Genomic DNA, 13,892 nt, shown 5'->3' with positions numbered 1-13,892 from the left:
GTGGAACCTAACTATATTCGCTGCCGATAGTAGGTGCATTGAGCTGAAGGGTTTCCCCTTCGCATAAGAAAACAGGATTATCCATAATGGTAGATTGCGGGTTTACCGTAATCGTAACACTTTCTTGAGATATGCAACCTCCGCTACTGCCTCGTTGTGTGATGAGGGTATAGGTTTCGCTGATAGGCTGTGTACCATTATTGACGATAGTCAAAGTAGGATTGGCACAATCGGTACAGCTGAGTTGTCCGGTATTAGAAGCTGGAAACTGCCATTGATAAGTATATCCTGCAACGGTACTACAACCCAATTCGAGTGGTGTACCGGAGCAAATAGAGGTGTTTTCACCTGCATTGTAATAGCGAACATTCGGAATATCCAAAGAATTTGTAGCGCATATACAATTTTGTCCTTCATCAATCATTAATAAAATAGGGCAAGCCTGCCCTGCCGCCGCTAAAAACGAATAATTGATATTGACGATTTCGCCCTGCTGAATAACATTGGGATAGGTGTAATTACCCACTAAGCCATCAATACCTGCTTCATAGGTGCCGTTTCCATTTTTGTCGTGGATATATTTTAAAATAATAACACTACCCTCCAAAGTTGCAATACCTGTATTTTGGAGCGAGATGATGCTGTTAATTTCTTCATAATTGCCATTTGTACAGGTAGCATATACGTCTATATTATTCTCTAAGAAAACGATATTGGGCTTTTCTGTAATTAAAGAGAAATTAGAGTTTCCGGTGAGTGTTTGCAGAAAACACTCCTGTATATCACCATTAATTTCGCAGGTAGCTACGCCATAGGTGTAGGTTTCTACCACATAAGTTTCTGCACCGCAGTTGAGATCGGCACTTTTTACATCTACTTCAAAAGTAAATTGAGCCGTAGTATTGACAGGCATATTGGGCGGTAATTGCCAGTTTAATTCTTGAAATCCGGTAGAGTTATCCGCCAAGGGTTCCTGTATTGCCCAAGAATTTGGGATAATAGCAGAGGAAGTTCCAGGTATATATTCAATGTCTTGAGGTAGTCGTACCCGTGCAAAGTCGTAGCTGCCTGTTGGTTGAGGACCAAAGTTTTGTACAGTGGCAGTAAATACTACCGGTTCGCTGGAACAAGGGCGTATAGGCGTACTTTGCAGTGCTAATTGTGTATTGTAGGGGGCATCTGCTCCTTCTATAAACAATTGAGCGCCATTGAGTGTACCATCGGTGAAAGCCCCACAAGAATTGACTCCAAAAGCACGGAATCGGAAAATATCCCCCGAGCGAAACTCACAATTAGTATTTACCCGCAACCTTATCTTGAAGCGGTTGAGCGTATCGCCCGGAGTAGGAACGCCTATTAAGCCATCAGAAGCTAATATATCATTATAGTCCGTTGCTTTAAAACGATATACATTCCCCAAAATAGTGCTTTCTATTGGTTGTAAATTGGTCAGATTGAGTGGTATCCAAGGTGCTTCGGTAGTATAAGCAAATTCTATGCTATTGGGGATAATTTCAGCACCTTGTAAAGGAATAACTACATCAAAGTTCACATCATATACCGTTCCCAGACTTACGTTTTTAAATTCTACTTCAAAATATGCTTCGTCACAAACGGCGATGGTGTCGGAGTATGTAACCAAAGATGCCTGTATGGAGGTAGGTTCGGGCTGTAATTGTAATTGGGCAGGAATCTGAATACCAAAACAGCCGCCGTCAGCATCAGGATTAATAAAGTTGGCTGCGTTGCAATCCCAACCACTTTTCACATCAATCGTATCTAAAACACAAGTAGAGTAGGTTGCACTAAGTTCTATTTCTCTACAGGTATTGGCTGCAAAATGCCCCATATTTACCCAAATATTATCATTATTAAAGCCATATTCATAAAGCGGTAAATTGGTATTGGCATTGTTGGTTATTTCGCTGCAAGATGTAAAATCAATTAATCCGGAAGGTGTTTCGAAAGCTACCCAAGAGAAATCAGCATCTTGCTCGGCTAAATTGCAAATACGCAAACGCCATGAAGCTTCTTTATTGATTCCTTCTACGACCGGCGTGAGTACATCAATGGCAAAATAAGGTGCAGTATAATTAAAGCTAACTATATTTTCTTTTTCTTCAGGCTGCATACAGGAACCATCAAACGGCAAGGCATAATAATGGTTGAATAAATTGTATTTGAAACTCACATTGCCACTCACTCCTGATTTACAAGAAGGCAGCATATTGAATTTGAATTTATACACATATCCACCCATTTCTTTATCAGGAATAGGCCAAGCGGAGGTGCCTGTATTGCTGAAAACTAATTCTGTGCCGCCATTTTGAGATATGGGTTCTATTGCTATTGTAGTACTTATAGGGTCGCCGTTGTTGTTTAATGTAACAATTTCTAATGAGCCGCTGCCTGCGATATAGCTATAGCCATCGGCGATATTGAATACAGTGGCTTCAATATCTCCAAACCAAGGGCGGTATTCATTTGGAAAATCATCGCCGCTTGCTGAGGGCACTTCTATTGCTCCCACAACCTCTATATTGCCCGAACAACCTCCTATGTCGGTAGTGTTCATATATACAAAAGGTTGAACACGCGGGGTGGACACATAAAAATCTTTAATAACCTCCATACACGCAGATGTAATTGCTTCATTGGTAGCATATAATAAACCAGTCGTTTGTGTAATGGTAAGATTAGGTGTGTAGCCAACTGCTTCTATTACAGTCGCATCTACTATGAGCTGTATGTCATCGCCGTCTTTTAGGGCGATATTATTGGCATCAAGACAGGCATCAAAATTGAAACTCCACTGCACGACATCATTGCCGAGAGCATCTTGTACGGTAGCTACACTTGGCGGTTGAATGGCACAAGTGAGTGCCAAACCATTTACAACCAAAGTAGCATTGTTAAATTCGTAAGGAACAATATTTTCGGGTGTATAAAACCCTATTACTCCGCCGCCTCCTGTAAATTCAGTAAGTCCGGCGGGCATATTGCTGATGCCACCATCTAAAGTTAAACGCACTTGGTCGCAGGTGTAGGCGCGGTCTAAAGCCACTTCCGGTGTAGCAGCAGTGACTAAGGAGCTTTGCGATTCATCTGACCAACTGAAAGTGGTGCGCTGTATAGAAAAATCGTTGGTCGTCATACCTTCGCAAGTACCCGGACAGTTATTATAGATAAAAATTTCGTAATCTTCACATACGCGGTCGGATAAACAATCGGCACAACTACATTCGTATTGCACATTAAAATTTAATTCTTCTTTTAATAGCGGTCCGCAGGGGCGGCTGTCGTTGAATTGGAAAGTAATATCCCAGCAATCTTGAATAATTTGGGTGGCACTGCCGATAGTTCCGCCGCTGATTCTGTAAGTGCCGTCGCCCATATTGGTGATGCTCACAGGGCTTATGTTGTCGCCGATATCAATAGTGGCAGAGGTAGGCACTAAATCAGCCAAACTCGAAGTTACATATAAATTTACAGAGCCGTCAGGGCAACCGATACCGCCAAACATATAGTTGTAGCAAAAACGATAAGTAGCAGTTTGCGGAGAACCCACAATAGTTGGTGTTCCTTCTATGTACGAAGCCGAGAGGGGTTGATCCACAATATTGAGTAATGTATGCTGCTTGGGCAAGCGTGGTATTTCGCACTGGTCGGCATAAGCTATTGCAAAAAGTAAATTGGCAGGGCAGTTTAATCCAACATTTTCACTCTGACAATCTTTTGAAAAACAATGTCTTTCATATTCAAAACGAAATGTAAAACTGCTGTTAATCGGCAATTCACCATTAATGCCATCTCCGTTAATATCCTGTAAAAAATTCAGGCTGTTAAGTGTAAACATGTAGGTGCTACCATCTGCTGATAAAGCACCATTTCCGCTAACGGGTGTACCATTTATAGAAAAAGCAACAGGTGTATAAATATCGGCAAAAGCAATATCGTCACAGTCCGTTTTAAAAGTAATTACCAAGTCGCGGGCATACCCTGAATTGGCTAAAATTTCGCCCCCTATATTGCTTACAGTATATTCTACAAAATTATTTTCGCATAAAGTAGCCGGACTTTGATTACTGATAGCAATATTTAATTCCGGCAAACCCTGCCCTATATTATAACCATTGGTATAAATAGCTGTATCACACAGTTCGCCGCCACAGCCCCACGAGAATTTAAAATCAGTTAATTGGTAGTCAGGTTGGCAATCAACTACTTTTACTTCCTCCGAAATAACCAATTGTTGAGTTTCTATCATATAACCCAAATCAGCACCATTAACAGGCGGCTGTAATCCCAACAACATCATAATATTGGGTGTTATTTGTGCAATGGCATTGCTGCCGTTATCTGTAAATGAAAGATTTGCCGACAAGCCGTTTTCAGGGTTGGTAACAATCATATTCAATATTTCTACCCCTCCGTGATGGTCACTTATATAAGTAAAATTATCTAAGTAGGCATATAAACCATCTTGCGAAACGGTTATTTCGCGTGTATAAGTATCGTTGATATTCATAATCGGATAATCCGGCTGCATATCAATGATATTAAGCATAGGAACATAAATACTCGTGTTATACTCCAAAGGAGGAGTGTAAGAGAATGTACCGCCTGAATAATTAAGGATATAGGTATTATTGATGGGTTGCAGAGCCTGCCAAGTATGGGCAACATTACAACCAGCACTCAACCCGATAAATATCCTTAAACTATCACCCGCCGCAATAGTAGGCAAGTTGAAAACAGGCTCTTCAGGAGTAGATAAAATACTTTGATTAATGGGAGCGTTGGGCATTGTGGATACAAAGCCTGCATAAGTAAGCCCCGGAAACAAATCTAAACGTAAACTGGCACCTTGTAAGTTTGCGTCAGCCGGAGCATTAATTTGAAGTGCTAATGTATCCGCCTTTCCGCAAGCAACTAAAGTATCTAATTTGGGTACACCCGGACGAAGAAGTACCGCGCAAATCTATTATACATATACCGCCATCTTCTGCTTGTACGGTTGTATAATATAGAATGAAACAACTAAATAATAGTATAAAATATCTCATAACTTGGCATTTTTTTATTCTATAAAAGTCTTTATCAAAGACAATGCCAAACTGTTAATACATAGATTTATAGCATTTTAAAGTTGTTTTAGTTTTATATTTATTTTTGTATGTTTATTTAATAATATAATGATTAATTATTAATACATATTTATTATGTAATATGTAGTTTTTTTCTGTATTAAACAATCTTTAGAATTGTCTGATGAAATTTTATAAATTTTATCAGGTGAAAAAATAGTTTTGATAATGTCAATAATTATACATATAAAAAATTAATAATTATTTAAAATTTAATATTTGCTTGTCAATTGTGATATTATTATACGTAGAGTTTGATTTTTTAATAAAAAAACGCCCTTTTAAGATTTTATCCTTAAAAGGGCGTTTTTGTTATAATTTTATATCTTATATTTTTTAATCCAGCATTTCTTTGTCTGACAAATAAGAGTTGCTTGTTTTTCTGGGTTCTACTTCGTCCGTATCGGGGTCTTTAGCCAAGTATATAGATGATAATTTTTCGTTGTCTTGTGTATGAGTACTTTTCTTCAAGACTTCTTCTGTATTCAGAGGCGGCATTGTTCTGCGAGCATCGTTTAAACTAGGAGGTATTGGTCTGTTGTTATTGCGTTCATCTATAAGTTTTTTCAATTTATTTTTGTCTTCATCGTTCAAAGGGCGCAAAGGTTGAGTATCTTCCGATTGTTTCTCAGAGCTATTTCCACTCGCAGGTAAAGAGCCGATTCCCAATTTTAAATGAGTAGAGCTGCGTATTGATGTGCCATTATTGCTAATGGAGAAAGGGATGCTCTCGGCGGCTTTTTGAGCGGCGGCAACCCGTGCTGCTTCCTCGGCGGCGCGTTTTTCTTCAGCTTTGCGTGCTGCTTCTTCGGCGGCGCGTTTTTCTTCAGCTTTGCGTACTGCTGCTGCTTCAGCGACGCGTACTTCTTCGGCTTTGCGTGCTGCTTCTTCGGCTTTCTGTACTGCCTCTTCTTCGGCACGTTTTTCTTCGTCAAGGCGTGTATCTTCTTCCGCTTTACGTTTCAGCTCTTCCTGCCGTTTCCAGATGTCATCATGTATGATCGGTGTGGAAGGAATTTTTTTTTCAGAAGAAAAACCGGTAGCTACCAAAGTGACAGCAACTTTATCGCCTAATTCTTCTTTTTGGCACAAGCCCCAAATAATATCAGCTTCGTGTCCGGCAACTTCTTGCACATACGAACGAATGGCTTTGCTTTCGCCCATCGTAATTTCCGTATTGCCATACACCATATTTAACAACACATGGCGTGCTCCTTTAATTTGATTGTCTTGCAAAAGTGGTGAGTTGAGTGCAGCCTGTACAGCTTTGATAGCTTTGTCTTCACCTTCGCCTATGCCAGTACTCATCATTGCTACACCGCCTTGTCGCATTACGGTATTTACGTCTTCAAAATCCACATTAATTTTTCCGTGTATGGTAATAATTTCGGCGATACCTTTGGCTGCCGTCAATAATACCTCATCAGCTTTTGCCAAACTGGCGGTAATAGGCAAATCTTCGTAAATATCTACTAATTTATCATTAGATATAATGATTAAAGTATCTACGAATTTGCGCAATTCTTCTATGCCTTCTTCTGCTTGTTTGCGGCGGCGCGGACCTTCATCGTCAAAAGGCAAAGTAACAATACCCACTACCAAAATACCCATTTTGCGAGCAACTTCGGCTACTACCGGTGCACCACCAGTACCGGTGCCACCCCCCATACCGGCAGTAATAAACACCATATCTGTGCCGTCGCCCAGTACTTTTTCTATTTCTTTTATAGATTCTAATGCTGAATCACGCCCTACAGAGGGAATGGAGCCAGCTCCACGCCCATTTGTTTTTAAGGGTCCTAATTGAATTTTAGTAGGTACCGGATTGGCTTGTAAGGCTTGAGCATCGGTATTGGCAACCACAAAGTTGACCCCTACGATTCCTTGTGCGTACATGTGCATAACAGCATTGCAGCCGCCACCACCTACTCCTATTATTTTTATAATAGAAGGTATTTCTTCATGTATGTCAAATTCAATATTCATAATTACTTAACTTGGCGTTTCAAAGGTAAAGTTAATACTTAATTTAAAATAGATGTAATATTTTTTTATACAAATATAGATTATGATGCTAATAAAAACTTTTTTTTATTTGTTATAACGTATTGATAATTAATTATTTGTTTTGATTGTTAAATTACTCAATTGTAATGATATATAGCTACGTTAAACTAAATAATTGTAATAAAAGCATCTTCCTTTACTTGTCGAATTCGGGGTCTTCTAATTCAGAAGCATCGTTATCCTGCTTTAACCAAGAACCTATTTTTTCCATCCAATCACTAAAAGGTGATGAGCGGGATTTAGTACTTGCATTATTGGTAGATGTTATATCTGTATTTATTGTTTTTTCCTGCTGTTCTTTCAAAATTTCTGCTGCTGCCGGAATTTCGGATACCACGGCATTCGTGGCGGGCACTTCGGAAATAGCACCCGTAGCGGCAGGCGATACATTTTTTTCTTTATCTTCTGCGTTGGTTTGCGGGTGGAGTTTATCCGAATTTATCAAGTGTGTAGGTTGATAATTGAGGCTGTAAAGTGCCAATCCTATAGATGTGGCAAAAGAAGGATCTTTTAATGTTTTAGCAGCATCTTTATTGAAAAGAGGTTGGTTGGAAGCGATGTTTTCGTTGGGTGTTCCGATGCGTACCGGCATACCACTATAAACGCTCAAAAAGTCTTTAATATACGCCAATTGTGAGCCGCCTCCGGTTAATACAATACCTGCATGCAGTTTTCGCGCATATCCCGAATTAATAATTTCATCTAATACCAATCTGAAAATATCTATCATACGCGCCAATATAATTTGTGCCAATTGATGACGGGTAATTTCTATGGGTGGACATTCGCGGGCTACATGCGGAATTACAATAACTTCATTTGCAAATTCTTCCAATAATACACAAGCTCCGTATTTTATTTTCACTTCCTCCGCTGAATCTTTCATAATTTTGCAGCCGTCCGCTATATCCTGCGTAATACAGTTGCCTCCTTGAGGAATGACTGCGCTATGACGAACAATGTTGCTTTGTATGACTACAATATCAGTGGTGCCGCCGCCCATATCTATCAATACCACACCAGCCTCGCGCTCTTTATCGTCAAGCACTGCAAGTGATGAAGCAATAGGCTCCAATACCAATTTTTCTACTTTGGCTCCGGCAAGCTCCACACAACGGTGGATATTTTTAATAGAAGACTCAAAACCGGTAATGATATGAAACTTAGCTGAAAGGCGGATTCCCGACATACCGATAGGAACAATAATTCCGGATTCCCCATCTATGGTGTATTCTTGCGGAATTACCTGAATGATACGCTTGCCGGGGTCTAATTTCACCCGATGCGCTTCTTTATTCAGGTTTTCTATATCCACCTGTTCTATTTCATTGGTATCATCTCTTGAAATAGAAAAATCAGCCCAGATGCTACTTACATGCTGTCCGGCAATACCGACCACCAAATGCGACAAATCTACAAAAGGAACTTGTTGCAAGAGCATCTTTTTAGCTTTGGCGATACTCATTACACTTTGGTCAATATTATTAATAACGCCATTTGCCGTGCCTTTTGAAGGCGCGTAGCCGAAGCCGATTACTTCGGGAATACCTTGTGCATTATAACGAACTACTACAATGCAAACTTTGGTAGTACCTATATCTAAGCCGACACCTATTTTATCTAAATGGTTGGTAGATGAGGTTGAGAGGTGAGTAGAGTGTAATTGCATAGAATTTTAAAAAATTTAAAGGTAAGCTCAGGAAGGTTTCTTTATTGATGATAAATAATTGTTATAACATAGATATCAACAGAACTGCAATATTTATAAACTTTCACTAACAGTTATGTTTCCGGCATATTGTGCTTTTATACGTTTTATAGTATTCCATTGAGCCTCTTTGAATACTACTTGTTCGTAAAATACTTGCAATTTTCTGAGTTTTATTTGTATATCTTCTATACCTCCTAATTCCACAACTTGTTGCTTAAAAAACGGAATCAATAATATATTATCTTTGTTGCTCATGTCTATCTGGTCTGTTATTTCATATATAAAAGTATTTTTATGCAAAATACTGATAAATTTCCATAGTTCCTGTTCTTGTTCATTTTGAAGCGCGCCTGAATATTTTTTATTATTACTTTGATAGTTGGTGATGACAGGCACACGCGCCGTAAATTTTGTGGAACACGGTATTTTGAATCCGGTATTGGTGATATAAAATGAATCGTGATGCTGATTGATGATGCGGATAATAGGCTTTTGCAAAGATACATCAATATTCAATGCGCCATGTATGCCTAAATGTACTGTTGCATTTTGTATATAATAATGCTGTTCTAATTTGGATTTTATGGCATGTAGATTAATATCTTTAATGCGCTGGTGAATGGGGCTTTTTTTTAAGGTATCTAATACTAAGTTTTCAATTTGTTTTATATTTAAAAATTGTACATTTCGTGTTCCTTCTTCTTTAATACGAATATTCATATCCGTACACAAGGTATTATTTTGTTGCACAAAAGTAAATCCTGTAAATACCAATACCAATACCACCAGTAATAGGGAAATACTTTTACTGCGGGCAATAAAATCAGCAATATTTTTAAAGAATGAATAGCTTGGCGGGTTCATCTCTTTGTTATTTATAAACTTTTATACAAAAACTAAAACATCATCTTTTTCGTTCCTGATACATTATATTTTTTAATAAATTTATAAAAAAAATATATATTTCAAATAAAAAGTATATTATTAGACGTTTATGTTCGTGAATGTTACATTGATAAGTGTTTTTTAAAAAAATTAATTGCATTAAAAATAAATGTCTAATATTTGGTCTATATCTCCTGCTCCTACCGTACACCAAATGCCTTTGGGGGTATGCAGCATCATTTCGCGCGCTTGTATTTTGTTTATTACTCCTTTGCAATTGGGCAACATATTTGCCAGCCACTCGGAAGTAATACCGGATATTGCAATTTCGCGTGCCGGATAAATGGGCAACAAATATACTTCATCTGCGAGAGCCAAACTATCCGCAAAGCCCTGTGCCAAATCGCGGGTGCGGCTGTACAGGTGCGGCTGAAATATTACCCGTATAGTTTGGGCAGGGTAGAGGGCACGCACAGATTTGAGCAGCATACTGATTTCGGCAGGATGATGGGCGTAATCGTCAATCACCACTAAATCTTCTGAACGGCGTATATATTCAAATCGTCTTTTAATACCTTGAAAAGCAGCAATAGCGGCAATTACTTGGTCGGCGGGCAAATTTAGCTGTTGCGCTACCGCCCACACTGCCACACTGTTTTCTATATTGTGAATGCCACCAATGCGCAGCAGAGCTGCCGTGGCACCGCAATATGTGGCATCAGGCAGGTGTTCGCTGTGAATTTGATAATGATATACACCATCTTCGATGTTTATGTTGCTCACATAATAATTGCTTTGTACATCATCTAAATGATAGGTATAAACACGCTCTGCCCGTACTTGCAAAGGCAGATTCTTTTTGATGATGAGGGTGCCACCTTCCACTATATTGGCAGTAAATGCTTCAAAAGCATCACGCATAGCTGCACCTGTGCCGTAAATGTCGAGGTGATCGTCATCGCAGGCAGTAATAACAGCGATATTCGGGTGCAGCCGTAAAAAGGAGCGGTCGTATTCGTCAGCTTCTAATACCATCACAGCATCGTTGCCACCCATAAAGTTGCTGTTGAAATTGCGGGCAATGCCGCCAATCAGGGCAGTACAATTCACTTTGCAATAATTCAAAACAAAAGCCACCATAGCAGTAATGCTGGTTTTGCCGTGTGTGCCTGCAATGGCAATAGTATATTTACCTTCACTTATTTTTCCCAACACCTCCGAGCGTTTATAAATTTTGTATCCTTTTTCGCGCAAATAATTCAATTCGCTATGATTAGCAGGAATAGCCGGTGTATAAATCACCATATCTATATGCTCCGGCAATTGGTTAATATCATCTTCAAAATGAATATCCATTCCTTCCGCTGTCAAAGCTGCGGTCAGAGGGGTAGGCGTTTTATCATATCCTGCTACCTGAATACCCTGTGCTGCAAAATAACGCGCTAAGGCACTCATACCAATACCACCGATACCGATGAAATAAATATGTGATATGTCGGAAAAAGGGAGCAAAGAAATTCTTTTTAAGAATGAAGAAAAGGCAGAAAAGAAATGCTGTGGTATCGTAAAGTAGTAGAAAATAATTTTAAATACGGCTGATATTATGATTTAAGTAAATATGCAAGCAAATATAGACTAAATTGGCAATACCTCAAAATAATTTTAAAAATTTTTTTAAGCAAATTTTTATAAACCATTGTAAACCAGTATCTGTTTTTTTATAAAACTTAAAAAATACTTAAAAAAAATTTACTTAATTTTTTGCCAAAAATATTGCTTGAGTCGCAATTTTATCTGCTGCGTCTGTTTTTGCCATTTTTTTTAAATTAGCAGACAGCTGTTCTGCCATTTCGGTGTTGTGGAGTAATTGGTGCAATAACGCGGGTAATTGCGCTGTTGCTTCGGCATCTTTGAGGAGTAAAGCGGCTTGTTGTGCCACCAATGCCATAGCATTGGCGGTTTGGTGGTCTTCGGCTACATTGGGCGAGGGCATCAATATCAGAGGTTTTCCCACAATTTGTTGTTCGGCGATGGAAAGTGCACCCGCCCTTGAAAGAATAAAATCGGCGGCGGCGTAGGCTTGGTTCATTTCCTTTACAAAAGGTACTATTTTTAGCCAATCGGCGTGCGATGTTTCCAAATGTCGGTATTGTTCGTAGTAATATTCGCCACATTGCCAAAGCAATTGCAAACCATATTGGCGTATGGTCGGTAAATTTTGAGCTAAGGCTTCATTGAGGGCGCGTGCTCCCAAACTGCCGCCGGTAGCAAAAAGCAGAGGCGCATTGCTGCGAAACCCCAACAGTTGTTTGCTTGCAAGCGGATTGAGCAGTGCTACATTGCTGATGCTACTGCGCACCGGATTGCCGAGCAAGCATATTTTTTCAGCGGGAAAAAAACGCTCCAACCCTTCGTAAGCTACACAAATACAGCGGGCGTGGCGTGCCAAAATTTTATTGGTGATGCCCGGATATGAATTTTGCTCTTGTATTAATATCGGTATATTTCGCCAAACTGCCGCCTGCAACAAAGCTCCACTGGCATAGCCGCCCACACCAATGGCAATCTGTGGCTTAAAACGGCTCAAAATCCTGTTTGCCTTCCACAAGCTGGAAATTACTTTAAAAGGAAAACTCAGATTTTGTAAAGACAAACTTCGCTGCAAGCCGCTAATCCATAGCCCTACAATCGGATAACCCGCATCGGGTACTTTTTTCATTTCCATACGCCCTTGCGCACCCACAAACAGAATATCAGCATCGGGTACTTTTGTTTTGATGGCATTGGCAATGGCAATTGCCGGAAAAATATGTCCGCCCGTTCCACCGCCACTGATAATTACTTTGAGAGGTGCTGATTTTGTCATATTATTTTATATAGTAGGTTGGGCTTTGTGATGAGAAGTGGATAGGCTGCGTTTTTTTTCGTTGTAGCGGCTTACACTCAAAATAATGCCCAAGGCAATACAGGTAGAAAATATAGAGCTGCCCCCTTTGCTCACCAAGGGCAGCGTAATACCGGTAGGAAAAAACCAACCTATGTTCACGGCGATATGCACAAAGGCTTGCACCACAATCAGCATACTCAGCCCCAGCACCAACAAAGCCCCGAAAGAGCCTTCGCTGTCTTTAAAAATATTGATGCAGGCTATAAACAGCATAATATAAATGGTAATAATCAAAAATGCCCCGAACAAACCAAATTGCGCTACAATTATACAAAAAATATAATCGTTATAAGCATAAGGCAAAGCGGTGGCTTGAGGTGTATAAGTTGCTCCTGTACCCACAAAGAAATTTCCTTCGGTGAGCGTAATGTAGGCTTGTTGTTCTTGAAAACCTATTTCTTCTGCTCCCCCATCTCCCAAAACACGGTGTTTCCATGTTAAAACACGCCCTGTATCTTTCAGATAAGAGTCGGGTATAAATGCTAAAATTCCAATGGCCATTATCAAGGCAGCTATTAAACCTCCGGCAGTAATAGCCAAATATTTTAAATTAAAACGCCCCAAAAACATCATCATCATCGCTACCATAAACATCAACAGGGCTGATGATAAATTTGCCGGAGCTATGAACAGCACAATAATAAAAGTCGGGAAAATACCACTCAAAAACACTTCCAAAGATTCTGTTTCTTTTCGTTTGACAGATATTAAATGCGCTAAATAAATGACCAATCCTAATTTGGCAAATTCTGAAGTTTGAAACTGAAATCCGATAAGGGGAATTTCTAACCAGCGTGCAGCACCATTTACTTCTTTACCTATCACTAATGTAAGTATTAGCAGTACAATACTCGATATTAAGATATGTTTGGTATATAAAGTGTATTTCCGATAATTAATTTTGTGTATGATCATCACCATCAATAAACCTACTACTAAATAAACAACATGCTTATTCATTACATAACTCAATATGCCCGAATAGTTTTTATATGCCAAACTGCTCAGGGTGCTAAAGCTCAATAAAATAGACCATACCATCAATAAGGTAATAATCGCCCATATCCAACGATTACCTTCCATAGCCGTAATTCTGTCAATAAATTTACTTTGCATAAAAAATAAAATGGTTTTG

The 13,892-nt window shown here is 39.3% G+C and carries 7 protein-coding genes; all 7 read right to left on the bottom strand.

The features are described 5' to 3' along the window. Nucleotides 1-7 precede the first annotated feature (7 nt). Nucleotides 8-4,807 (bottom strand): hypothetical protein, encoded by a 4,800-nt coding sequence (locus tag IPL35_06215; GenBank protein MBK8443017.1) that lies wholly within the window; start codon nt 4,805-4,807, stop codon nt 8-10. A 676-nt stretch (nt 4,808-5,483) separates the two neighbouring features. Continuing rightward, on the bottom strand, nt 5,484-7,133 hold the full coding sequence (ftsZ, locus tag IPL35_06210; protein ID MBK8443016.1) for a cell division protein FtsZ: 1,650 nt from the start codon (nt 7,131-7,133) through the stop codon (nt 5,484-5,486). A gap of 217 nt (nt 7,134-7,350) precedes the next feature. Beyond that, complete coding sequence (gene ftsA / locus IPL35_06205; GenBank protein MBK8443015.1) at nt 7,351-8,883, bottom strand: cell division protein FtsA; 1,533 nt, start codon at nt 8,881-8,883, stop codon at nt 7,351-7,353. A 93-nt stretch (nt 8,884-8,976) separates the two neighbouring features. Then, nucleotides 8,977-9,789: a hypothetical protein gene (locus tag IPL35_06200; protein MBK8443014.1), complete on the bottom strand. Its 813-nt coding sequence runs from the start codon at nt 9,787-9,789 to the stop codon at nt 8,977-8,979. Nucleotides 9,790-9,969: 180 nt separating this feature from the next. Further along, nucleotides 9,970-11,322, bottom strand: coding sequence for a UDP-N-acetylmuramate--L-alanine ligase (locus IPL35_06195; protein MBK8443013.1), 1,353 nt, complete (start codon nt 11,320-11,322; stop codon nt 9,970-9,972). 241 nt (nt 11,323-11,563) lie between these two features. Continuing rightward, nucleotides 11,564-12,676, bottom strand: a complete 1,113-nt coding sequence (gene murG / locus IPL35_06190) for an undecaprenyldiphospho-muramoylpentapeptide beta-N-acetylglucosaminyltransferase (GenBank protein ID MBK8443012.1) — start codon at nt 12,674-12,676, stop codon at nt 11,564-11,566. A gap of 6 nt (nt 12,677-12,682) precedes the next feature. Continuing rightward, on the bottom strand, nt 12,683-13,873 hold the full coding sequence (locus IPL35_06185) for an FtsW/RodA/SpoVE family cell cycle protein (protein MBK8443011.1): 1,191 nt from the start codon (nt 13,871-13,873) through the stop codon (nt 12,683-12,685). Nucleotides 13,874-13,892 lie beyond the last annotated feature (19 nt).

Source organism: Sphingobacteriales bacterium (genome assembly GCA_016711285.1).
GTDB lineage: Bacteria > Bacteroidota > Bacteroidia > Chitinophagales > UBA2359 > JADJTG01.
This window is presented reverse-complemented; position numbering and strand designations above follow the sequence as displayed.